Origin of the sequence: Lactococcus fujiensis JCM 16395, from assembly GCF_002441655.1 — a bacterium.
Lineage (GTDB): Bacteria > Bacillota > Bacilli > Lactobacillales > Streptococcaceae > Lactococcus > Lactococcus fujiensis.
The window spans coordinates 1-24,598 of the sequence record NZ_JXJU01000007.1 but is presented as its reverse complement, the minus strand read 5'-3'; the positions used below and the strand labels follow the sequence as shown (position 1 = coordinate 24,598).

At 37.2% G+C, this 24,598-nt stretch carries 21 protein-coding genes and 6 tRNA genes; 10 read left to right on the top strand and 17 right to left on the bottom strand.

What is annotated here, in order from left to right; all coding sequences use genetic code 11:
- Positions 1-21 precede the first annotated feature (21 nt).
- From rpiA to RT41_RS06410, 3 genes are all read right to left on the bottom strand, one after another.
- Complete coding sequence (gene rpiA, locus RT41_RS06420; protein WP_096818291.1) at positions 22-696, bottom strand: ribose-5-phosphate isomerase RpiA; 675 nt, start codon at positions 694-696, stop codon at positions 22-24.
- Between the two features lie 178 nt (positions 697-874).
- Positions 875-1,372, bottom strand: a complete 498-nt coding sequence (locus RT41_RS06415) for a YkgJ family cysteine cluster protein (protein ID WP_096818289.1) — start codon at positions 1,370-1,372, stop codon at positions 875-877.
- 50 nt (positions 1,373-1,422) lie between these two features.
- Positions 1,423-5,709, bottom strand: coding sequence for a 2-hydroxyacyl-CoA dehydratase (locus tag RT41_RS06410; RefSeq protein WP_096818287.1), 4,287 nt, complete (start codon positions 5,707-5,709; stop codon positions 1,423-1,425).
- Positions 5,710-6,030: 321 nt separating this feature from the next.
- Between RT41_RS06410 and RT41_RS06405 the strand changes: the two genes are divergently transcribed.
- Positions 6,031-6,645: a TetR/AcrR family transcriptional regulator gene (locus tag RT41_RS06405; RefSeq protein ID WP_096818285.1), complete on the top strand. Its 615-nt coding sequence runs from the start codon at positions 6,031-6,033 to the stop codon at positions 6,643-6,645.
- Between the two features lie 28 nt (positions 6,646-6,673).
- Here RT41_RS06405 and RT41_RS06400 read toward each other — a convergent pair whose 3' ends face one another.
- From RT41_RS06400 to RT41_RS06385, 4 genes are all read right to left on the bottom strand, one after another.
- Positions 6,674-7,858, bottom strand: a complete 1,185-nt coding sequence (locus RT41_RS06400) for an ABC transporter permease (protein ID WP_054639663.1) — start codon at positions 7,856-7,858, stop codon at positions 6,674-6,676.
- On the bottom strand, positions 7,855-8,595 hold the full coding sequence (locus RT41_RS06395) for an ABC transporter ATP-binding protein (protein ID WP_096818283.1): 741 nt from the start codon (positions 8,593-8,595) through the stop codon (positions 7,855-7,857). Before RT41_RS06395 ends, RT41_RS06400 begins: the two co-directional genes overlap by 4 nt.
- Positions 8,596-8,669: 74 nt before the next feature.
- Complete coding sequence (locus RT41_RS06390) at positions 8,670-9,320, bottom strand: TetR/AcrR family transcriptional regulator (RefSeq protein ID WP_096818281.1); 651 nt, start codon at positions 9,318-9,320, stop codon at positions 8,670-8,672.
- 45 nt (positions 9,321-9,365) lie between these two features.
- Positions 9,366-10,094 carry a pseudouridine synthase gene (locus tag RT41_RS06385; RefSeq protein ID WP_096818278.1) on the bottom strand — a complete coding sequence of 243 codons (729 nt, stop codon included), beginning with the start codon at positions 10,092-10,094 and terminating at the stop codon, positions 9,366-9,368.
- 174 nt (positions 10,095-10,268) lie between these two features.
- Here RT41_RS06385 and RT41_RS06380 point away from each other — a divergent pair, with 174 nt between their 5' ends.
- The 8 genes from RT41_RS06380 to RT41_RS06345 all read left to right on the top strand — a co-directional run bounded on the left by RT41_RS06380 (position 10,269) and on the right by RT41_RS06345 (position 16,751).
- Positions 10,269-11,159 carry a DegV family protein gene (locus RT41_RS06380; RefSeq protein WP_054639666.1) on the top strand — a complete coding sequence of 297 codons (891 nt, stop codon included), beginning with the start codon at positions 10,269-10,271 and terminating at the stop codon, positions 11,157-11,159.
- 68 nt (positions 11,160-11,227) lie between these two features.
- Complete coding sequence (mnmE, locus tag RT41_RS06375) at positions 11,228-12,592, top strand: tRNA uridine-5-carboxymethylaminomethyl(34) synthesis GTPase MnmE (protein ID WP_096818275.1); 1,365 nt, start codon at positions 11,228-11,230, stop codon at positions 12,590-12,592.
- A gap of 93 nt (positions 12,593-12,685) precedes the next feature.
- Positions 12,686-12,973 carry a rhodanese-like domain-containing protein gene (locus tag RT41_RS06370; RefSeq protein ID WP_054639667.1) on the top strand — a complete coding sequence of 96 codons (288 nt, stop codon included), beginning with the start codon at positions 12,686-12,688 and terminating at the stop codon, positions 12,971-12,973.
- Between the two features lies 1 nt (position 12,974).
- On the top strand, positions 12,975-13,286 hold the full coding sequence (locus RT41_RS06365; protein ID WP_054639668.1) for a rhodanese-like domain-containing protein: 312 nt from the start codon (positions 12,975-12,977) through the stop codon (positions 13,284-13,286).
- Complete coding sequence (locus RT41_RS06360; RefSeq protein ID WP_096818273.1) at positions 13,279-14,934, top strand: FAD-dependent oxidoreductase; 1,656 nt, start codon at positions 13,279-13,281, stop codon at positions 14,932-14,934. The genes RT41_RS06365 and RT41_RS06360 overlap by 8 nt, the downstream gene beginning before the upstream one ends.
- 35 nt (positions 14,935-14,969) lie before the next feature.
- On the top strand, positions 14,970-15,224 hold the full coding sequence (locus RT41_RS06355; RefSeq protein WP_054639669.1) for a metal-sensitive transcriptional regulator: 255 nt from the start codon (positions 14,970-14,972) through the stop codon (positions 15,222-15,224).
- 368 nt (positions 15,225-15,592) lie between these two features.
- Positions 15,593-16,201, top strand: coding sequence for a hypothetical protein (locus tag RT41_RS06350; protein ID WP_096818271.1), 609 nt, complete (start codon positions 15,593-15,595; stop codon positions 16,199-16,201).
- A gap of 214 nt (positions 16,202-16,415) precedes the next feature.
- On the top strand, positions 16,416-16,751 hold the full coding sequence (locus tag RT41_RS06345) for a hypothetical protein (protein WP_143467354.1): 336 nt from the start codon (positions 16,416-16,418) through the stop codon (positions 16,749-16,751).
- A gap of 91 nt (positions 16,752-16,842) precedes the next feature.
- Here the strand turns inward: RT41_RS06345 and RT41_RS06340 are convergent.
- The 5 genes from RT41_RS06340 to RT41_RS06320 all read right to left on the bottom strand — a co-directional run bounded on the left by RT41_RS06340 (position 16,843) and on the right by RT41_RS06320 (position 21,351).
- Positions 16,843-16,928: transfer RNA gene (locus RT41_RS06340), tRNA-Leu, on the bottom strand.
- A 132-nt stretch (positions 16,929-17,060) separates the two neighbouring features.
- A complete protein-coding gene (recG, locus tag RT41_RS06335; protein ID WP_096818266.1) occupies positions 17,061-19,076 on the bottom strand; it encodes an ATP-dependent DNA helicase RecG in 2,016 nt (671 codons plus the stop codon).
- Positions 19,077-19,168: 92 nt separating this feature from the next.
- Complete coding sequence (locus RT41_RS06330; RefSeq protein ID WP_096818264.1) at positions 19,169-19,474, bottom strand: bacteriocin immunity family protein; 306 nt, start codon at positions 19,472-19,474, stop codon at positions 19,169-19,171.
- A gap of 113 nt (positions 19,475-19,587) precedes the next feature.
- Positions 19,588-20,601 carry a type I glyceraldehyde-3-phosphate dehydrogenase gene (gene gap / locus RT41_RS06325; protein WP_054639674.1) on the bottom strand — a complete coding sequence of 338 codons (1,014 nt, stop codon included), beginning with the start codon at positions 20,599-20,601 and terminating at the stop codon, positions 19,588-19,590.
- Positions 20,602-20,862: 261 nt separating this feature from the next.
- Complete coding sequence (locus tag RT41_RS06320; RefSeq protein WP_096818262.1) at positions 20,863-21,351, bottom strand: DUF536 domain-containing protein; 489 nt, start codon at positions 21,349-21,351, stop codon at positions 20,863-20,865.
- Between the two features lie 134 nt (positions 21,352-21,485).
- Here RT41_RS06320 and RT41_RS06315 point away from each other — a divergent pair, with 134 nt between their 5' ends.
- Complete coding sequence (locus tag RT41_RS06315) at positions 21,486-24,101, top strand: cation-translocating P-type ATPase (protein ID WP_096818260.1); 2,616 nt, start codon at positions 21,486-21,488, stop codon at positions 24,099-24,101.
- A 35-nt stretch (positions 24,102-24,136) separates the two neighbouring features.
- Here the strand turns inward: RT41_RS06315 and RT41_RS06310 are convergent.
- The 5 genes from RT41_RS06310 to RT41_RS06290 all read right to left on the bottom strand — a co-directional run bounded on the left by RT41_RS06310 (position 24,137) and on the right by RT41_RS06290 (position 24,548).
- Positions 24,137-24,220: transfer RNA gene (locus RT41_RS06310), tRNA-Leu, on the bottom strand.
- 6 nt (positions 24,221-24,226) lie between these two features.
- Positions 24,227-24,298, bottom strand: a tRNA-Gln gene (locus RT41_RS06305).
- Between the two features lie 5 nt (positions 24,299-24,303).
- Positions 24,304-24,376 (bottom strand) — tRNA-His (locus RT41_RS06300).
- Between the two features lie 12 nt (positions 24,377-24,388).
- Positions 24,389-24,459, bottom strand: a tRNA-Trp gene (locus RT41_RS06295).
- A gap of 8 nt (positions 24,460-24,467) precedes the next feature.
- Positions 24,468-24,548: transfer RNA gene (locus RT41_RS06290), tRNA-Tyr, on the bottom strand.
- Between the last annotated feature and the right edge of the window lie 50 nt (positions 24,549-24,598).

Sequence of the window (24,598 nt, the reverse complement as noted above, 5' to 3'; positions counted from 1 at the left end):
ACAAACAGCAGAATATGTTATTTACTTTTCAATTATCCTAACTCCATCTTTTCCCGCTACAATCACTTTATTGACCATTTTATTGAATAAACCATGTTCGACAACACCAACGGTTAAGTCTAATTCATTGGCCAATTGCTCAGGTTTTGAAATCTCGGGAATGTGTAAATCAATCAAGTAGTGTTGCATATCTGTCAGCCACTTCTCACCGGATTCGCGTAACCGCCACGTTGGAGCATAACCTGCCTTTTTAAATTTGCGGAAAACTTGTTCTGCCCCATAAGGAACCACTTCAACTGGTACTTTGAATGAGCCCAATTTTTCAGAGAGCTTGCTCTCGTCGACAATCCAAATATAGTCTTTTGAGTAGGTAGCCACAATTTTTTCCATCAGCAATGCTGCGCCACCACCTTTAATTCCATTAAGATCCGCATCAACTTCGTCAGCGCCATCAACTGTCAAATCAACAGAATCGACTTCATCAATTGATTTTAGTGGAATACCAAGCTTACTAGCCTGTTCACTGGTCACGTTTGAAGTTGTAACCCCCGTTATTTTCAGATTTTCTTCCCTTATACGGCGTCCCAATTCAGCAACAAAAAAGGCAGCTGTCGATCCAGTTCCGAGGCCAACAGTCATCCCGTCCTTCACAAATTCTGCCGCTTTGATTCCAACTTGTTCTTTTAAATTCATCATTATATGTCCACTTCTCCCATAAAATCCAATGTTTGAAAACGTTAGCTTAATTATATCAAAAAAGTTTCCTTTGAGCAGGCAATTATTTATTTTAGTGTTACAAAGTCAATTTTTTTACGTATATACGTATAAGAGGTTAAGAAATGAAGAAGCACTCGTTTATCTAGTGCACAATTTATTATTTCAGCCTTTTTTGCAGGCGTTCGACAAATTCATAAGTCGCTGGACAATAGAGTTCGTTTTGAATGGTCAGGTGATTAATTTGATATATTTTTTTGCGGTCTGTATGTGGAAAATCTCGACATGCTTTTGGTCGAACCTCATATATTGTGCACAAATCATCCGATCCTAGAAACGGACAAGGCATACTCTGAAAGACTTTATCACCATCCTCATCCACGCGCAGATATTTCGTCTCAAAATCAGACACTTTCATTCTGAGATATTTCGCAATCCTCTCTATGTCGGCTTCTTTAAAATCTGGGCCAAGCGTCTTGCAACAATTTGCGCATGTTGTACAGTCAATGTCACGAAATACTTCATTATGAATTTCTCGTGTAATTTTATCCAAATTTTTAGGTGATTTCTTTTTCAAGGTTCCTAAAAATTTTTTATGTTCTTTTTGTTTTTGCTGAGCAAGATCTCGATAATGCTCAATATCTATCGTGTATTTCATCTTTGTTAATTTTATCAAAAAAGTCGCACTGTAGCGACTTTATAGCTTTGTTAATGTGAACCCACAATTATTTCTTCAATCCCGTCATTTACTTGGATCATCCGCTTTTTGGCTGTTGCCATCATGAGTCTGATCCGATTCAATTGATTGACAGCAGACACACCCGGGTCGTAGTCAATAGGACTAATATTTGCCCCTGGGTATTGTCGGCGCAACTCTTTCATCATGCCTTTACCTACAATATGGTTGGGTAAACATCCAAATGGTTGCAAACAAACAATATTTTTTACATCCTTCTGCAAAAGTTCAATCATTTCACCTGTTAAAAACCAGCCCTCGCCTGTATGGTTTCCAATGGAGATAATTTTCTCGGTGTTTGATGCAATTTCATAAATACTCTCAATCCCATCAAATCTTTTTGATGACAACAACTGCTTATTCATTGGTTTCTCTAACATATTGATTATTCCAAGAAATGTTTTAGCAATCAATTTATTTTTCTTGGCAAAATCCAGTTCATCTGTTCGCCATATTTGATTGTAAAAACTATAATTCATAAAACCAATGAGATCCAAAACGACGGCCTCGCCCCCCTCTTCTTCTATTATATTGACAATATCGTTATTTGCAGTTTTACTATACTTTACCAATATCTCCCCAACTATTCCTACGCGCGGTTTTGTCCCTTCTCCTTGAAGTTCAATCTGGTCAAAGGCTTCGATTATTTGCTTCATATTTCGATTAAACTCAAAAATGCTTGCTGTTTTAACATTATGTATTGCCTTTTGAAGCCATTTTTCGTGAAGTTGATTAACAGCGCCTTTGTTCATTTCATATGGTCTTGTACGATAAACTACACGTTCAAATAAATCACCATATAGAACAGCAATCATAAATCGTGTGAGTAAAGGAATCGTAAATCTAAATCCCTTCTCTGTGCCTTGATTCCCCATTGACAAACTGATAACTGGAACTTGTGGAAAACCAGCATCAATTAGCGCTTTTCTTAGCAAGGGAATATAATTTGTTGCGCGGCACCCACCACCTGTCTGGGTCATCATTACGGATGTATTATTGACATCGTATTGACCTGATTGAAGTGCCTCTATGAGTTGACCTATTGTAATGATGGCTGGATAGCAACTGTCATTATTGACAAATTTTAATCCGTTATTCACAGATGTGTTAGTCTCTGGTAAACAGACAACATTATAGCCCGATGCCTCGAAAGCAGTGTCTATTAGTCCTGCTTGATGAATCGGACTAAGCATTGGCATTAATAAAGTGTGTTTCTTTGCCATTTCATGTGTGAAAACTGGTGTTTTGTCTCGAACAAGTTCTGTCATTACTGAAGGTTCAATATGATGTTTTGTCCGTTCAGCCACAGCTGCTTTAAGACTTCGTAGACGGATACGAACAGCTCCCATATTTGATCCCTCATCAATTTTTAGTACTGTATATAACTTATTGTGACCACGCATAATTTCTTCAACCTGGTCAGTCGTAACAGCGTCTAGTCCACATCCAAAGCTATTCAATTGAACAAGTTCGAGATTTTTATTTTTACATACAAATTGTGCTGCTGCATAAAGACGTGAATGATAAACCCATTGATTGACAACTCTTAATCCAGAAACATCTTCCAAATGAGAAATAGAATCTTCAGTTAAGACGTGAAAGCCCTCTTGCGTGATAATTTCTGCAATTCCATGATTAATTTCTGGGTCCAAATGATATGGGCGCCCTGCAAGGACAATTGCTTTTTCCTGATTCAGATTTATCTTCAATAATAAATCTTCAGCTTTGTCTCGTAAGTCTTTTTTAAATTTTTCAAGTTCCGCAAACCCATGTAAAACGGCATCTTTAACATTTTCTTGAGTCAATTCAAAGCCGTTTTTTCTCAGTGCTGACCAAATATTCTGCGCAACACTTTCTGGGTTCGCTAAATTGATGAAAGGGTGAAGATAAGTAACTTCGCCATTTCTAATCTCATCAATATTATTTTTAATCACCTCGGGATAAGATTGGACAATAGGACAATTGTAGTGATTTTCTGCAGCTTTCTGCTCCTCCTGCTCAAAAAGAACTGAGGGATAAAAAATCGTAGGAACGCCTTTATTTATAATGCTCATGATATGTCCATGCGTCATTTTAGCTGGGTAACAAACCGTATCCGAAGGAATGGTCTCCAGCCCTTGTTCAAACAACTCTTTATCTGATTTAGGAGATAAGACAACTCGAAAGCCAAGATCTGTAAGCATTGTGTGCCAAAGTGGATAATTTTCATACATATTCAGCACGCGCGGAATACCAATTTCCCCGAGAGTTTGTTTTTTCTTGCTTAGACTGTGATATTTAAATAATTTTTTATACTTATAATCAACTAAATTAACTTTTTTATCAGTCCGATCTATCTTGATTTGGGTAGCCTTTTCAGCGCCACGCTCACACCGATTTCCTGTCACAAACTTGCTTCCATCATTAAAGACGGTCAATGTCATTTTACAGTTATTTTCACAAAGGCCACAAACCATAAATTCTTTATGCGTGGAAAATTGATCAAGATCAGTCAAGCTTAACAAATTTGTTGATTTTCCAACTTCTTCGTGATCAAGTGATATCAAAGCACAACCGTAAGCACCCATCAGCCCTGCAATACTTGGACGAACAACTTCACGTTCGGAAATTTTTTCGAAAGCCCGTAAAACGGCCTCGTTATAAAAAGTCCCCCCCTGCACAACAATTTTATTTCCCAATTCTTCAGGACGTTTGACCTTAATTACCTTATATAATGCATTTTTGATGACCGAATAAGACAAACCTGCTGAAATATCGCCGATCGTTGCTCCTTCTTTTTGAACCTGCTTAACCTTTGAATTCATAAAAACAGTACAACGGGAGCCCAAATTGACTGGATGCTCCGCCAGCAAAGCTAGTTTTGAAAAATTGTAAACATCATGCTTGAGTGAATTAGCAAATGTTTCAATAAACGAACCACAGCCTGATGAACAGGCCTCATTGAGTTGAATTGATGACAAGGCTCCATCTCGAATCCGCATCGCCTTCATATCTTGGCCACCAATGTCTAAAATAAAATCAACACCGGGATTAAAATATTCTGCGGCTTTATAATGCGCCATTGTTTCAACTTCACCATAGTCGACGTGTAAACCTGCTTTAATCAAATGTTCCCCATAGCCTGTCACCGTTGACTTTGCGATGTATACCTCATCTGGTAACTTACTGTAAAGGTCTTGTAAAATATCAATAACAGATTCCAAAGGCTCACCATTATTTGAACCATAATGGTCGTACAAAATATTTCCAACTTCATCTATTAAGACAACTTTAGTCGTCGTTGAACCTGCATCGATTCCTAAATAAGTTGCTCCTTCGTGTTCTGATAAGGCTTTGTAGGATGCTGTTGCTTTTGCGTGACGCGCACGAAAAGCTTCAAGTTCCGCTTCACTTTCGAAAAGTTTTTCCATTGTATCTTGTGGAATAAGGCTTTCGCTATTATCATTTTCAAGACTATCAATCAAGTCTGTCACTTTTTTCTCAACTTTTTCATCAGATAGTGCTGCTCCCATGGCTACAAAAAGTTGAGGATTTTCAGGGAAAACAACATCACTTGGTCTTAAATCAAGTGTCTCTATAAACCTTTTTCGCAGTTCGGACATAAAAAACAAAGGGCCCCCTAAAAAAGCTACTTTTCCTTTTATTTTACGTCCACTCGCAAGTCCAGCTATCGTTTGATTAACGACAGCTTGAAAAATTGAGGCAGCGATATCTTCACGACGAACACCTTCATTTAGGAGCGGTTGTACATCGGTTTTCGCAAATACGCCACATCTTGATGCAATTGGATAAATTTTTTCATAACTTTTTGCAAGCTCATTGACTCCACTTGCATCGACTTTTAATAAAGCTGCCATTTGGTCAATAAACGCACCAGTTCCACCAGCGCAAGTTCCATTCATTCTCAGTTCCTGAGTTCCATGATCAAAGAAAGTCATCTTGGCATCTTCTCCACCAAGTTCAATCATAACATCGGTCTCTGGAATAAATTTTTCAATTGTAATCGAACTTGCGATAACTTCCTGAACAAACGGAATATCAAGTACTTCAGCAAGGCCCATTCCTCCAGAACCTGTGATGGACAGTTCTAGATTTAAGTCACCGAATTCATTGATAAGCTCAGTTAGTACTTTGGTGGTTGCAGATTTAACATCCGAAAAATGTCGTTCATAACGACTAAAAAGTAAAGAAAATTTTTCATCAAAAACAACTAATTTTACCGTTGTCGATCCCACATCGATTCCTGCTTTATATCTCATTTCCTTAAATATCTCCTCATTTATACAAGAAATACATTTATATTTGCTGCTCCAACTTTATTTGACAGCCTGTTGTTTATCATATTTACTGCTTATTTTAGCACGCTAAATATATTTTACAACCAGCAAATAAATGCTTCTTGTACGATAGACAACAAAAGCAAACAGTGTGTTGCATTTGCAAAAGTTATTTGACATAAATGGAAAATTTCTTTGACAGAGTTAAAACGTGAAAGCATTCACGAGATGGCATATAATTAGTGATAAAAGCAACATTAATAGTCAGAATGTATTATAAAAGACAGTAATAGAGGTAACATAGTGGTTAAAGCAGAAGATTTGCGTGTCAAACGAACAAAAAAATTAATTACGCAGGCTTTTTTTGGTCTTTTACGAAAGAAAAAATTTGAAAAAATTTCAATACAAGAAATTGCTGATTTAGCAATGATTAATCGCGCTACTTTTTACGCACACTATGCTGACAAACAAGACTTATATGATAGCCTGATTGAAGAATTTTTGATTTCATTTACAGAAATTTTAGATGAAAGCAGTCCTATCCAAGGAAATAATGTCCATGTTGCTAAGATTGAATCAATTTTAACACGCTTTTATGAATTTGTCCGTGAAAATCCAGAAGTTGCTCAAATTGTTATTGATAAGGCTCAAGACCAAGTCTTAATTGATCGTTTTTTGGATTTGTTGACTGATAGGTACACCGAACTATTTGAAAAATTAGAAGTTCGTGAACAAGATGTTGTGATTCCGGATGATTTTGTTATTAATTATATCGTCGCAATCCTTGTTGGAACCCTGAAGTGGTGGATTACTGATACGAATAAGATGAAAGCTCAGGATTTTGCGCATCTTATGATAAAACTCATTTCCAATGGGCATCTCACAGTTCTTGGTGTTAATATCAATCGCGAAAAATAAAAAGCGTGAGTTAACTCACGCTTCATTATTAAGTTCTACGAAGTTCTTTTAATGCAATCACATTTAATCCATACAAAATCACGGCAATTAGAACGAGAATCAACAGATTAAACCAAATATCTGTAAAGCCCATTCCTTGCTTAACGACTTTCGTGAGGGCATCAATACCATAATATAATGGCATGATGTGTGCAATCCATTGAAGGGGTTTTTCCATTGTATCAACATTGATTAGTCCGCTGAAAAGAACTTGTGGGACAAGTGCAATTGGAATAAATTGGATAAACTGAAACTCATTCTTTGCAACTGCCGACAATAGCAAACTAAACATCAGGGCAATAATAGCCAAAATTAAATTGATCACAATAACCCAGATAAAATTACCTATGACTTCCATTCCTAACACATAGCGGACGAAAAATAGAATAATCAAGGTCTGAGCTATTGCAAGCAAACCATATGCTACCGTATAACCAAGAACAATCTCGCTTCTCTTAACAGGAGTGACCAGTTGTCGTGTCAGCGTTCCCGAACTTCGTTCCCCAACTAAACTTATTCCTGAAATCAAGAAAACAAAGAAGAATACAAAGACAACGACCAATACCGGAGCCAAACTACTAAATGGATTCAATTTTGAATTGCCGTATAAATAATGGCTACTAATTGAAACAGTTGCAGGTTTGGGAATCGTTACAGTCGTTCCCCCTGTATTTGGTACTTGTTCAATTTTTACGCCTGATTTTACTGCAGCTTCAGAAACTGATTTTACTGCAGCCTCGGACGATGCGATTACTGACTTAATTGTATCTTCAATCGTTGCTTGAGTCTTTTTCCCCTGAATTTCTTGAACGGTCATTGCCAAAAGACTTGTGACAACTTGTGTTTTTGAGTTATCCGTATTTGCATAAGTCACGTCTACTTTATTGTCAGTAATGACAATCGCTGCTGCTAAATTCTTCTTGTTTATCGTATTTCTTTGATTGTTATCAATTTGAATGATTTCAAGTTTATCTGATTTCTTCAGCTGATTAACAAGTGCTGTGCTCGAACTTCGATTATCAATGCCCACACGATAAGTAACATTGGATGGAATTTGTAAGAGGAAATAAAGCAAAGTCAAGATGATCAAGGGGGCAATAAACATTAAAGCGAGACTTCGTACATCTCCTCTTCGTTGTAATAAAATACGTTTAATAATTGCTTTTGTTCTCATGCTTGCCCTCCTCCATTTTGGAGTTCGTGTCCTGCTTTAATAAAGGCATCTTCAATTGTTTCTACATCATATTGTGTTTTCAACTCTTGTGGCGTTCCTTGAGCTACAAAATGGCCTTCCCTTAACATTAATACTTTATCACAACGCTCTGCCTCATCCATAACGTGTGTAGTTACCAAAATGGCTTTCCCTGCAGCAGCTAAAAGTCGAAGTTCTTTCCAGATTTCTTGGCGAAGTTCAGGGTCAATTCCAACGGTGGGTTCATCAAGGAGAATTAGGGGGCTATCTGTTTGTAAGGCAATTGCAAGAGACAAGCGACGTTTCATCCCACCTGAATAGTCACTGGCTGGTTTTTTCAAATCCTCTGTGAGATTCACTGTCTTAGCGGCCAATCCCATTTTTTCGACTAACTCTTTTTTGGGGATTCCCTGTAAACTTCCAAAAAATTCTAAGTTCTGCTCACCAGTTAATTCACCAAAAAGTGCATCCGACTGTGCCATAAAGCCAATTTGACTCATTACTTCACGATTTGGCATCTCGTGTCCGAATACCTCAACAGAGCCACTATTAACTTTAATCATCCCTAGTAAGGCATTGATAAGTGTTGACTTCCCAGCACCAGATGGACCAATTAATCCCACAATTTCTCCAGCCTTCAAGCTAAGTGAAAGTTGGTTTAGGACTGCTTTTCCATTAAATTTAACAGTTAAGTCTTTTACAATCACAGCAGAATCCATAGACGTCTCCTTTTTAAATGAGTGAGCACTCACTCACTTTTACAAAATAATTATAAGCTTAATTATTATAACTGTCAATTTTTAACACTCAAATATCTAATTAATTGCTGACTACTCTGCTCTATCTCTATTTTTATCGGACTGGCAAGGCCAAATAACACCTTTCCAAAGTAACCAATCATTGTTCCAAAAATTAATTCGATTAATTCTGCATAAGAAACATCTTTCAGCTTATTTTCAACATGAAATTTTTCGATAACAGGTAATAAAAAACCCTCAAGTTGTCTCTCAAAGAAGCTTATTACTTCTTTTCTAAAATCTTCATTTGTTAAAATCTGATTCAACATCAATTTTATTGCCGGAAAATTATTTTGAATAAAGTAAAAGCGATCCTCGACAATAGCATAAATAAAATCATCTAGCTCAACAAATTGACGCGAAAGCGTCTGATCGGCTAATTCTTCGACTGCAGTTTGTAAAGTCCCTTTAAATAAAGGAGCAAGAACAGCCGCTAAAAGCGCACGTTTGTTTTTAAATTGTTTATATACTGAACCCGATGCGACTCCTGCCTCTTGAGCAATTTGCGATGTTGAGGTAGCCTCAAAACCTTGTGATGAAAATAATTTTAATGCGGCCTTTAATACCGATTTTTGAACTTCTGACAAGTCTTTCTGTTGACTTAAGGTTTGTTCATATAGGGCATCTAAACTTTGTTCTGACATCATATCTCCTTTACCAAAAAAGTGAGTGTCTACTCACTCACTATTGTATCATTTTTTCAAATTTTCGATTTCAATTTCACTTAATTTTCGATAGTCTCCCATTGCCAAATCCGTATCGAGTTGAAGATTACCCATCCGAATCCGTTTGAGATAGAGAACGTACATATTCACTGCTTCGAACATCCGTTTGACCTGGTGAAATTTGCCTTCGTGGATGACAATTCGAATTTCACTCATGGTTCCACTTTGAGTATCAGAGGGGGATATCTTTTCTATTATAAGTTCCCCTGGTTTAACTTTTTCACCATTTTTCAAAGTTAGCCCCGCTGCGAATTGAGTGATTGTTTCAGGTGTCACTTTGCCGTCAATTTGAGCAAAATATTCTTTTTCAACATGCTTTTTAGGTTGTGTCAAATCATGTCCTAATGCACCATCGTTAGTTAAAATGAGCAATCCTTCTGTATTTTTATCCAAACGTCCGACCGGAAAAATGTCATCACGATAATCTTCCTTAGTGAGGAGCTGGACAACAGTTTTATCCAAATTATCCTTTGTTGCTGATACGACCCCTTGTGGTTTGTTGAGTAAATAATAAAAATATTCTTGATAGCGTAAGTTTTTCCCTTCTAAAGCAATTCCATTTGAATTTTTATCTACTTGAAACCGACCATCTTTAATGATTATGCCATCAACAGTAATCTTTCCTTTTTTCAATAGTACCTTAACTTCACTTCGACTACCTAGGCCAACTTGTGCTAAATATTTATCTAATCTCATGGTTCTATTTTACATGAAAATACAAATTTCGTCATCTTTTTTGATAAAAAAACGCTCTCATGTCCGTATTTAGTAAATATTATTGAAAACATGTCAATTAAATGTTACAATTTGGTAGTTAATTAGAGCAATAAAACAAAGAAATCATGTCTTTTGAAGGAGTATTAATCAATAATGAATAAGTATATTATTAGTTGTTGTTCAACCGCTGATTTAACTGAAAAACATTTTTCTGAAAGAGAGATTCACTATATTTGTTTTCACTATGAATTAGATGGCAAACAGTACTCTGATGACCTCGGGAAATCACTCTCATTCGCCGATTTTTACAAAGCAATGGCAGATGGTGCCGAAACGAAAACATCGCAAGTCAACGCAGATGAATTTGAGGCTTATTTTGAACCCTTCCTCAAGGATGGCTATGATATTTTGCATGTTAGTCTATCTTCTGGTCTGTCAGGTGTTATCAATTCGGCCAATATCGCGAAAGAAAGTTTACAAGAAAAATATCCAGAGCGTAAAATTTTGATTGCGGACTCACTTGCTGCATCATCAGGCTATGGTTTGCTCATGGATAAAATTGCAGATTTGCGCGATAGCGGTTTGTCAATTGATGAAGTTTATAAATGGATTGAAGAAAACAAATTAAACTTGCAACACTGGTTCTTTTCAACAGATTTGACTTTCTATATCAGAGGTGGACGCGTTTCGAAAACATCTGGTGCGATTGGAAACATATTAAACATTTGCCCATTACTTGATATGAATAACGAAGGAAAACTCATTCCTCGTTTCAAAATTCGAGGGAAACGTAAGGTCATCCAACAAATTGTGAAAAAAATGGAAGAAAATGCACAATCTGGTCTTGATTATTCAGGAAAATGTTATATATCACATTCCGCTTGTTTTGACGATGCCCGCGCGGTAGCCGATTTAGTAGAAGAAAAATTCCCTAAATTAAATGGAAAAGTTGAAATTTATGATGTTGGAACTACAATAGGAAGTCACACAGGTCCTGGAACTGTTGCTCTATTCTTCTGGGGTAACGAACGCGGAGCTGAATAAAATTAAGAAATGTTAAAATTTAGCCCTTTATATTAGGGGCTTTTTTAAAATTAAGGTAAAATAAAGGTATGTTAACACAAGAATTTGATACAATTGCGGCTATTTCAACGCCGCTTGGTGAAGGCGCTATTTCAATAGTTCGTCTTTCTGGTAACGATGCCGTTAAAATTGCAGCATCTGTATTTAAAGGTAAAAATCTGGCTGAAGTTTCTTCGCATACCATCAATTATGGTCATGTTTATGATCATGAGACCCTGATTGATGAAGTGATGGCCTCTGTCATGCTTGCACCAAAAACCTTTACACGTGAGGATATTGTTGAAATAAATACCCACGGTGGCATTGCTGTAACACAAGAGATTTTACAAGTTTTGTTGCGACACGGTGCCCGATTAGCTGAACCCGGTGAATTTACGAAACGTGCTTTCTTAAACGGCCGAATGGACTTAGCTCAGGCTGAATCTGTTATGGATCTGATCCGTGCGAAAACAGATAAGGCTGCAAACATAGCCGTTAAACAATTGAACGGCTCTCTATCGACCCTAATCAATAATATCCGTCAGGAAATTCTAGAAGCATTGGCCCAGGTCGAAGTGAATATCGACTACCCTGAGTATGATGATGTTGAAACAATGACCACGCAAATGTTGGTCGAAAAAACAGCACATTTCCAAAAACTTCTGGAAAATTTACTAGCGACTGCCAAAAGGGGTAAAATTTTACGTGAAGGTTTAAAAACAGCAATTATCGGACGGCCAAATGTTGGTAAATCGAGCTTATTAAATCAGCTCTTACGTGAAGAAAAAGCCATTGTCACAGATATCGCTGGAACAACGCGTGACGTAATCACTGAATTCGCAAACATAGGTGGTGTTCCTCTAGAACTGATTGATACTGCTGGAATTCGTGAAACAGAGGATATTGTTGAAAAAATTGGCGTGGAACGATCTGTTAAAGCATTAAACGAGGCTGATTTAGTCTTGCTGGTTTTGGATGCTTCGTCAACATTGACAGATAAAGACCGTGAACTTCTTCAGCTTTCTGAAGAAAGTAATCGAATCATCCTACTCAACAAAACTGATTTGCCTGAACAAATTGAGATCGATCATCTTCCCTCTGATTTTATTAGAATTTCAGCTTTGAAAAATGAAAATCTTGACGCTGTCGAAGAAAAAATTAATGCGATTTTCTTCTCCGGAGAAATTGAGGCTCAAGATGCAACGGTCTTATCAAATGCACGTCACATTTCCCTAGTTGAGAGTGCTTTATCCGCTCTAACCGATGCTAATGAAAGCTTGTCAGCAGGACTTCCTGTTGACTTGGTTCAAGTGGATGTCACACGCTGCTGGCAAATTCTCGGTGAGATTACTGGGGAAGCTGCTCCTGATGAATTGATTACACAGCTCTTTTCACAATTTTGTCTTGGAAAATAAAAAGAGTCTACTGACTCTTTTTTATAATCATTCCAGTTGCATATATACCCCCTATGGTATATAATTAAACTATTAAACGATTGGAGAATAATGATGAAATCTGTTACAATGGAAGAGCTTATTGAAGTAATGAAAGACGATGCTATTGTCATCGACGTTCGCGAAACTTTTGAATATGAGGCCGGTCACGTACCAACTGCGCAAAATATTCCACTGAGCGAATTGGATAGCCGCGTTGATGAAATTAAAGAGGGCAGCTATATTATCTGCCAATCTGGTGCACGTTCAATGCGCGCATGTCAATATTTAGAAGCACAAGGGAAAGATGTCACAAATGTACTTGGTGGCACTTCCGCTTGGGATGGATGTTTGGCGGTGTAACATGTTTGGATTTTCGAAAGTAAACAGTATCTCTCCGGATGACCTCGCTCAAAAGTTACAACAAAATAAAACACAATTAATTGATGTACGTGAAGTAAACGAATTTCGCTCTGGCCATATTAAAGGTGCACGTAATATTCCCTTGAGCCAAATTGATCGTTTCTCAACTACTTCAAGTAGTAAAATCTATGTCATTTGTCAATCCGGAATGCGAAGTAAAAAAGCATACAAAATCCTTGAAAAGAAAGGATTAGACGTAACAAACGTGATGGGCGGAATGAGTGCCTGGAAAGGAAAAACAGTTCGTGGCTAAAAAATATATCATTGTTGGTGGTGTTGCTGGCGGAATGTCAGCAGCAACCAGACTTCGACGATTACAGCAGGACGCTGAAATCATTGTTTTCGAAAAAGGCCCCTATGTTTCGTTTGCTAACTGCGGCTTACCATATTACATCGGTGGTGAAATTGTCGAGCGAGAAAAACTGATTGTTCAGTCGGCTTCTGCACTCAAAAAGCGTTTTGACATTGATGTTCGAGAATTTTCCGAAGTCATCGAAATTCAACCTGAAAAACATGAAATTATTGTCAATAACAATGGTAAAGTTTACAGTGAATCTTATGATCAACTGATTCTTTCTCCTGGTGCTAAGCCTCTTGTTCCACAGATTGAAAATTTATCGGATGTTGACAATGTGTTTACACTGAGAAATATTCCTGATGTTGATAGCATTATTGCCTATATTGAAAAGAAACAGCCTAAAACAGCCGCTGTTGTTGGTGCTGGTTTCATTGGACTGGAAATGGCTGAAAACCTTGAAAAAAGAGGGATTAAGGTCACGATAATTGAACGTGATACACATCTTTTACCCCCTCTTGATACCGAGATGGCCGCATTTGTCCAAGAAGAATTGGAAAATCAGGGCTTGCCGATTATTACTGGTCATTCAGTTGTTAGAGTTGCGAAAGATCGCGTTTATTTAGAAAATGATGCTGAAGTTTCATCAGATTTAACTATTTTATCTGTTGGAATTCAACCCGAAACTACTTTAGCAAAAAAAGCTGGTGTAAATTTAGGTTTACGAGGTGCAATTATTGTAGATGAGCATTATGAAACATCTGTAAAAGATATTTTTGCAGTTGGTGATGCCATTCTCGTCAAGAATCAAATTTCAGATGAAGATACGTTAATTTCCCTGGCAAGTCCAGCAAATCGTCAAGGGCGACAAGTCGCCGACATCATTTCTGGACTTCCTGTAACAAACAAAGGAAGTATCGGGACAGCGATCGTACGGACTTTCAATTTGACCGCTGCGTCTACTGGTCTTTCAGAAAAAACTGTTCAAAAATTGGGCTTAGACTATAAAGCCGTTCATATCACTGCAAACGATCATGCTGGGTATTACCCTGGAAGTAGCTCTATAGTTCTAAAAATGATCTTTAATCCTGAAAATGGTGAAATTTATGGAGCACAAGCAGTTGGCCAAAAAGGTGTTGATAAACGCATTGATATTTTAGCTACAGCCATCAAGGCTAATTTGACAATTTTTGACCTCCCTGAATTAGAATTTACATATGCCCCTCCTTTCGGTTCCGCAAAAGACCCTGTCAATATGATTGGGTATGCAGCAATGAACATTGCCATGGGAATTTCTGAAAATATCCAGTGGCATGAACTTGCTGACGAATTATCAAATGGACGTCGTTTGCTTGATGTAAGAAATCCTTCTGAAATTAAAAAAGGGGCTTTCAAAAACTCTATTAATATCCCTTTGGATGAACTCCGCGAACATTTGACAGAACTTGATAAAAATCAACCATTAGTTGTAAGTTGTCAATCTGGTTTACGCTCATATAATGCTGAACGAATTTTGAAATCTGCAGGATTTGATGTGAAAAACCTTGATGGTGCTTATGGGATCTATTCAAAAGTTACAAATGAACTATTAGAAAATAAAATCTAAGTTTACAACATTGTAAAGGAAAGTGTAAAAATCCCATGGATAATTATGATAAAAAAATGACTAACCGCCTAAAAAGAGCTGACGGTCAGCTCCATGGCGTTTTGCGCATGATGGAAGAAAACCAAGATTGTGTCAACGTGATTACTCAGCTGACTGCTGTACGCTCTGGGCTCGACAATTTAATCGGTGTTATCGTTGCTGAAAATTTAAAAAGTTGTGTACTTTCAGAAGATGAAGCAACGCGCGATGAGAGAATTGATCAAGCAATTAAAATGATTGTAAAAAAATAAACTGTCAGGACTGACAGTTTTTTATTTGCTAAATTTTAAAAAAAAAGAGCATAATATCCTCTGAACAATCAAGAAGCTAAGTCCTGATAAATATTTCACGTATTGACAACGTGGACCGTATGCTTGATTTATTATCTTTAAGCTTGCTGGTTGCTGGATGCAGACTTTAATTACGTCAAAAAAAAAGTTCCCGAGATCAATCTGATGATGTGATGTTTGCTTTACAAAATGGATAAAACAAATACGTCATAACACCTTTTGATAGAAGAATACTGTTAGATGAATCGTAACCTTATTGTGTTTCACCGAAAAATGGCTTAGTTAATAATGTTTAATAATATGTAGAATCAATAAATGGGATCAAAAAAATGAGAAAAATATTAATCTATAGTGTGGGATTTGTACTTGTAATAAGTTTAGGATTATTTATTGTCACGCAAAATAGTCAAATAACTCATGCGCAAACAGCAGCATTTAATCAAGTAAATTCTGCGATGATTAATGCGATGAATGTAGGGAATACTAAATTAGCCTTGCATGATGAGCAGATTACTACTGATACACTTTCCAAAATAATGACAGAAAATGGAAAAAACAGCACTTCATTTGGTACAATGATAAACCTTATGAAGCAAAATGACGAGGAACTGTCAGCAATGATGTCCAGTCAAGCTAATTTATCTGCAATGTCCAATGCCATGCATCAAAGGAAGCTCAGAAATGCTACAAGGGATTTCAGAAATGCTACAAATTCAATGTACATCCTGATGAAAAACAAGAACTTAAAACATTCTAAGTGGTTCAAGCAAATGTCTGCACTAATGAATAAAAATGAGCAAAACCTTACATCTATGATGGCTTTTGAACATATGATGACAAAAATTACACCTTCTACTAACCAAAAGACAAATTTGAAGATGCCCTCTTCAATGATGACACAAGGAACCTCATTAAGTATGATGGGCGGTGAGCGCTAATGATGGTGAGGTTCTGATGCTATTGATATGATGAGAAGTTTTGGATTCAACACAGGAGGAATAAAAATTCTAATTTTAGTCGGAATTATTATTTATCTCTTACTTCAAATCCATAAACTGAAATTAAGAAAAGTGATCAAGAATACAACGCAGGAATCGAATATCTAAAAAAGATTAGATGATTTAGAAAAAGAAAAAGTAAGGATTTTTGGAAATGATGTCAAAATGGAATAATAGCAGTAATTATAGAACGGCAAATAGCTGGTGCGGAAACGCACTCAGAACCTCCTCTCCAGACAATCACTTTGCACAAACACTATTAAATGGATGGGGAATCATGATGATATTATTATTTGTAATTATTGCTTTCGCATTATACCTATTCTGGAAAAATAGCAAAGCAATTCCATACATTCCCGCTCATAAATATCTATCTCTAATGACTGATACCGAATTAAAAGCAGAACTTGATCACTCCCAAATAAAACATGACTTACAAACCGAAGTTGATGAGCTACGAAAACAAATCGAGGATTTAAAAATAAAATAAAAAGGCTAATCAGCCTTTTTATTTTATTAAGAAACAACGTCTTCCTTAATTATTTTTGATAAAAAAAATGAGCCTTGGCTCATTTTAAGAATGCGGTGGAAGGGACTTGAACCCTTACAGCCTAAAGCGGCCACAGGATCCTTAATCCTGCGCGTCTGCCAATTCCGCCACCACCGCAAAACAGTACTCAACTATAATACCATTTTGAGGGAGAAAGGTCAAGAATTAACTCATTTTTTTGCCAATTTATTAAAAATTGTTCGTTTTTAATAAGGCATTTATTTCGGTTGTTTCACAAGAAACCTTGCATTAGTCAAAGCCACCATTCACATCAATTCTAGCAAGCAAGTCCTTAAAATCTTCACTGTGCTTGAAAATTCCAGCCGCCTCTGAACGGGCAACTTCTAAGATATTGTAATCGTCTACCAAATCAGCAACAAGAAACTCAGGAATCCCCGATTGCCGTATGCCAAATATCTCACCCGAGCCTCTCATTTTTAAATCCTCTTCAGCCAGTGTGAAACCATTTTGTGTTTCTGTCATAATTTTCATGCGTTGTTTTCCTGTTTCTGACTTTGGATTAGCAACTAATATTGTATATGATTTTTTGCTTCCTCGGCCAACACGACCTCTAAGCTGATGTAATTGAGAAAGACCAAAACGGTCAGCATCCATAATTACCATAATTGTAGCATTAGGAACATCAACACCAACCTCAATAACCGTGGTTGAGACTAAAATATCAAGTTTTCGTGCTTTAAAATCTTGCATGACTTGATCTTTTTCATCTGCTTTCATTTTTCCGTGTAAAAGCCCAATTTTGGCAAAAAGACCAAAATAATCCGTTAGTTCGTCATAAAGTGCAACTGCATTTTTTAAATCCAAGGCCTCGGATTCTTCGATAAGTGGCGAAATAAAATAGACTTGGGCGCCATTTTGTAATTCATCCTTGATCCATTTTAAAACTTCATCAAACTGTTCATGCTTAATCCAACGTGTTGTAATAGGTTGACGACCTTTAGGAAGCTCATTAATTATAGAAACATCCATATCACCAAAAGCAGTGATAGCAAGTGTTCGCGGTATTGGGGTAGCTGTCATCATTAAAACATCCGGGTTTTGTCCCTTTTCACGGAACACTTTACGTTGATTTACACCAAAACGATGCTGTTCATCGGTCACAACTAGGCCAAGACGGTAGTAATTCACATCGTTTTGAATCAAGGCATGTGTTCCAACAATCATGTGACTACGTCCAGTCGCTATTTCTTCAAGGGTTTGGCGTTTTTCAGCTGCTTTCAATCCACTGACCAATAAGGCGATTTTCAACTCTGGAAAAAGTTGACGTAAATTAGCAACGTGTTGACGCGCTAAAATCTCCGTCGGCACCATAATTGCTGCTTGATAATTGGCTAAACAAGCCGCGTACATTGCCAAACTGGCAACAACTGTTTTTCCTGAACCTACATCACCTTGCAGTAATCGATTCATGTGATATGGGCTTGACATGTCATTCAAAATTTCTGTCAGTGCTGAAGATTGCCCACCCGTAAGTTCATAAGGTAATTGTGCAATTTTATCAGCAACTTCTTTATCATTAAAAACTATTTGTAGACCGGTCTGACCCGTTTTTTCTTTGTTTTTCAGGGCTTGTAGCTTAAGTTGGAATAAGAATAACTCTTCAAATTTCACGCGCCTTAAAGCTTGTTTGTGAGCCTCCATATCCTTTGGAAAATGCATTGCTTGAACAGCTTCCCTTCTGCTCATTAAACGATATTTTTTCAATAAGTAAACAGGTAAATTTTCTTCTAATTGATCTAACAAGCCATCATCAAGTACTTGCTGAATTGCTTTAACAAGCGTTGCTTGTTTAAGACCTGCCACTAAATGGTAAACAGGTTCAAAACCAAGGCCATCTTCTGTTTTATCCGTACTGACAATAATTTTAATCCCTGATAACTGTTGCTTTTTCTGTTCCCATTTTCCATAAATTGCTATTTCTTGCCCAACAACAACTTTGTCTGCCAAATAGGGCTGGTTAAAAAAGCTAACGCCAATGACCGCTTCCTCTTGTTTTATTTTAAATGTTAATCGATTCCTCTTGAACCCATAATATTGAACATTTGCTGGTGTCACTACTTCCCCTGAAATAGTAGCTTTCTCACCGTCAAGTAAATCAAATACTGATCGACTTGCAAAATCCTCATATCGAAAAGGAAAATAAAGGAGTAAATCTTCAAGTGTAAACAAGCCGAGCTTATGGAAATTCTCCGCAGCTTTCGGCCCCACACCCTTCAAAAATTGAACACTGTCCGTAAGTTTCATACCCTTATTATAACAAAAAACCCATCAGCAAGGCCAATCGATTGAGTGTTGCTGACAGATTCTCTTATTTATTGTTTTTTACTATTTTAAATTTAATCAAAAATCATCAACAATGTCATTGATCCCTTGATATCGTGTTTTAAATCCTCAAGGCTCGCACGATTATTATAAAGCAAACTATAAAATTCACGCAATCCTGGAGAAAGTTTCAAGGCCATGGCCTCTGCATTCAAATTGGTCAATAACCCTAACAAAGTTTCTCGCCATTCATAACCATCTTCAATTTTTTTCTTGGCATTTAGGAGTAACTGCCGATCATCTTCACGAAGCCCTTGAATTTCAATGGACTTAGCAATTTTTCTAAAAAAAGCTTGCTCACCTTCTTCAATTATCTGCATTTTGCTCCCTTCTTACACTATATTATATTATGAAAACGGATAAATCGCAATTAATATAATAGAAAAACAAAAAAAATCAGCCGAAACTGATTTTTTCTCTATCGTAAATCTGATTATTTAGCGATTGAAGCAAAGTATTCAAGAGTACGAACAAGTTGTGAAGTGTAAGACATTTCATTGTCGTACCAAGCAACTGTTTTAACGAGTTGATCGTCACCAACAGTAGTAACTTCTGTTTGAGTTGGGTCAAAGATTGAACCGTGGCTTTCACCAATGATATCAGATGAAACGATTTGGTCAGCATTGTAACCGAATGAATCATTTTCAACAGCTTTCATAGCTGCGTTGATTTCATCAACAGTAACTTTCTTATCAAGGATTGAAACAAGTTCAGTCAATGATCCAGTTGGTGTTGCAACACGTTGTGCGTGACCTTGGAGTTTGCCTTGGAGTTCTGGCAATACAAGACCGATAGCTTTAGCAGCACCAGTTGAGTTAGGAACGATGTTAACTGCAGCAGCACGTGCACGACGGAAGTCACCTTTACGGTGTGGTCCATCAAGCAACATTTGGTCACCAGTGTATGAGTGAACTGTAGTCATTGTACCAACTTTGATACCGAAGTTCTTGTTAAGAGCGTCAGCCATTGGTGCAAGACAGTTAGTTGTACATGAACCAGCTGAGATAACAGTTTCTTCACCAGTCAAGACATCGTGGTTAGTGTTGAAAACGATAGTTTTAACGTCTGATCCACCAGGTGCAGTGATAACAACTTTCTTAGCTCCGCCATTAGCGTGCAAGTGTTTTTCAGCAGCATCTTTAGTTGCAAAGAAACCAGTAGCTTCAAGGACGATTTCTACGCCTTCAGCTGCCCAGTTGATTTGTTCTGGGTCACGTTCTTGAGTAACTTTAACAAATTTTCCGTTAACGTTGAATCCACCTTCAGCAACTTCAACTGAACCGTCGAATTTACCTTGAGTTGAATCATATTTCAACAAGTGTGCAAGCATTGCTGGATCTGTAAGATCGTTAATTGCCGCAACTTCAACACCTTCAACGTTTTGAATACGACGGAAAGCAAGACGTCCGATACGACCGAAACCGTTAATACCAACTTTAACTACCATGAGTAGTTGCCTCCTTATAGGGATTTAATTTTATAAAAGGATTTCTCCCCTTAATTGACTAAGTTAATTATTTAACTTACATTATTATTTTATCACTTTTTGAGATTTTTGCAAGAGCAAACTACTGAAAATGGCTTAGTATCGCGGATAATGAATGTATACCTAATGAAAACGATGTCATTAAAATTATCCCTTTTATTTTTGACAATAGATTTAAAAAAGCCCCTGAAGAGGGCTAAAAAATAATTACCAATTAATATTCTATTTGTTGAACAAGCGGGCAAAGAACCCTTTATTTTTTTCGAGACTGATTTCTTTTTGAATTTCAGCCAGAAATTCCTTTTGATCTGTTAAAGCCTTATCCATTAGCTCTTGTTGTTTCTTAATTTGCTGATCTTTTTCAGCAATTTGCGCATCCTTGGTTGATAACTGCTCATCTTTCATTGTCAATTGTTGTTGCAATCGGTCAATTTCTATATTTTTATCCTTCATAAAGCTTGAAAGCATTTCAAAAACAGCACTGTCATCAGATTTGACAGCAACTTCATGTTGTTCAACTACTTCAGCCTCAGCAGTTACAATTTTTCCGTACAAATTTTCCAATTCATGAATTCCCTGTAAATTCACGACAGTCACATTTTTCTCATTTTTTTCCACGAATTGACTATCAAGTGTTTTTACACGCTTGTTCATCGCTTGTCGTGTCACCCCAAAGAGTTCTGCTAACTCACTAACTGTTTTTGTTTCCATAATGTCTATAATATCATATTTTCAGCGATTTTTGTAAATTTATCAAAAAAAGTTAGGCAAGTATATCATTCTAATAAAAATGAGATAAATATTATAATAAAATTATAATTATATTATAAAAAGAGGAGTTCCAAATGAATTTTTCCAATCAAAACATCAAAGAAATCATAAAATTTTATTCAACAGACCCCAAAAGCGGCTTAGAAGATGATCATGTGTCTATGCAACGAGAAAAATATGGTCCAAATACATTTGTTGAAGAGAAAAATGATTCTATTTTTCACAAAATAAAAAGTCATTTATTCGAATTAATGAACATGATTTTACTTTTCGTGGCCGGATTATCTGCTTATCTTGCAGCAATTAACGATCAAAATTTTATTAAAACGGCTATCGTTCTGCTCATCATACTTATTAATATTTCGATTGCAATTTACCAAGAAAATCGTGCAGAAACGGCCTTATCAGCCTTAAAAAAACTATCCTCTCCTTCTTCGACCGTGATACGTGACAGTGTAAAACAAGTTATCCCATCGAATGAACTTGTTTGCGGGGATCTTATTGAATTGGCTCCTGGCATGCAGGTTGGAGCAGACATTAGGCTTATTAAAGCAAATGCCCTTCAAATAGACGAATCCTCACTTACAGGTGAATCTGAACCAATTAACAAAGATGCTGACTTTACAACAAAAGTAGGGGTCCCAATTGGAGACCAGTTAAATATGGTTTTCTCTGGAACAAATATTTTAAATGGAACCGCTACAGGTATTGTCGTAGCAGTTGGCTCTCAATCACAAATGGGGCAAATTGCAGAGCTGCTAGAATCACAAATTAAAGAAAAAACTCCCTTACAGAATCGCATTGATTTATTAGCAAAACGGTTAACAGTGATCGCCTTTATTGCTGGTGCAATTATTTTTGCCGTCAATTATTTCATGAATACCATTCCGGTGATGGATAACTTGATGACTGCTGTTGTCCTCGGTATTGCAGCTGTGCCAGAAACACTGCCTGTAATTGTTACCCTAAGTTTAATTTATGGCGTCGAAAATATGGCAAGAAAAAATGCCATCGTTAGAAATATCCCTTCCGTTGAAACACTTGGAAATGCAACTATTATTGCCTCTGATAAAACAGGTACACTCACCCAAAATAAAATGACTATCCAAAAAATTTGGGAAAAATCAGGAAAAATTTGGGATTCAGGCGAATTATCCAGTGATGAAAAGCAATTAATGACTTATTTTTCATTTGCTTCAAATGCAAGTGCCCATCAAATCGATTCTGAGTGGGCTATTCATGGTGATCCGACCGAGGCAGCAATTATCCAATTCATGATAGAAAAGGGGCTGTATGACCCCCAGAATCAACCAGAACGGTTAGCAGAGCTTCCATTTGACTCTCGACGAAAAAAAATGACCGTTGTCATTGCTGACAACAATTCAAAAGACAAATTTTTAGTATTGACAAAAGGGGCATTTGATCGAATTATACCTGACGACCCGCAAGCAAGCATGGTTCACAATCAGTTCGCTGATAAAGCTCTCCGTGTTCTTGCACTCTCCTACAAAAGAATCTCTGAGATTCCCCAAAATCTTGAAGATATTGAAGAAAATCAGACATTTTTGGGGATTATCGGAATGATTGATCCACCTCGACCAGAATCAGAGCAAGCAGTTAAAGACGCACGACATGCAGGAATTAAACCACTAATGATTACAGGAGATCACGCACTTACCGCAAAAGCCATCGCTCAAGAGCTAGATATCTATCGAGAAGGAGACCTAGTTGTTGATGGTGTTTCACTATCAGGTATGACAGAAGAAATCCTAGACCAACAACTTGAAAAAATTAGTGTCTATGCTCGTGTCAGTCCTGAAGACAAGCTCCGTATAGTTAAAGCATGGCAAAAAAAGGAACAAATTGTCGCAATGACAGGAGACGGTGTTAATGATGCTCCTTCCTTACGAGCAGCCGATGTTGGTACCGCAATGGGAATCACTGGTACTGAAGTTTCAAAATCAGCTTCAGATATCATTTTAACTGATGACAATTTTGCAACAATTGTGGCAGCGATTAAAGAAGGCAGACGTGTCTACGTAAACATCAAGAAAACAATTTATTATCTACTTTCAGCAAATATCGCTGAAATTTTTATCATGCTACTCGGCGCCCTAGCAGGCTGGGGAATGCCACTTACAGGGATGCAATTACTCTATATCAATGTTGTTGCTGATGGAATTCCGGGGTTGGGACTTTCAAGAGAACAAGCAGATTCTGAAATTATGAATCAAAATCCAATTGGTGTTACAGAAAGTTTATTTTCAAGAGGTGTTGGAAAGCGAATCATGGCATGTTCTCTAAGTTTTATCCTAACCTCACTTTTAGGATTTATATTAGGAAATTTTGTAACTCTAAATGGAATTTCTCCCAATCATGCAATCGGACAAACGATGGCCTTCATTGTATTGACCCTAGCATCAACCCTCAACGTTTATAATGCACGAAGTAACTATTCAATATTCAGTAAAAATAAAATAAGAAACAAAATGATTAACTTAATGACCATTACTTCATTGATAGCAACGATCTTATTCACACAATTAAATCCACTCAGTAAAATTTTAAATCTCGTTCCAATAAGCTCACTGCATTGGTTATTGGCAATTGTGCTTGCAATTACGAGTGTCCTATCAATTGATTTATATAAATTTGTCCTAAACAGAAAAAATGAAAAATTTATCACATAAACAAAAAAAAGAGAACACCTGTTCTCTTTTACTTATGCCGAAGGCCGGGGTCGAACCGGCACGATGTTGCCATCACCAGATTTTGAGTCTGGCGCGTCTGCCTATTCCGCCACTTCGGCTACAGACTGGGATAGCTAGATTCGAACTAGCGCATGAGGGAGTCAAAGTCCCTTGCCTTACCGCTTGGCTATATCCCAAAATAGGCGGATGATGGGAATCGAACCCACGCATGTCGGTACCACAAACCGATGTGTTAACCACTTCACCACATCCGCCATATTCAAAAACACGGGCAGTAGGAATTGAACCCACACTAAAGGTTTTGGAGACCTTTGTACTACCTTTATACGATGCCCGTACAAATTATGGAAGGGAGAGGATTCGAACCTCCGAACCCGAAGGAGCGGATTTACAGTCCGCCGCGTTTAGCCTCTTCGCTACCCTTCCAAAATATTAAATTGGTTCTAAAACCATGGGAGTTAACGGGATCGAACCGC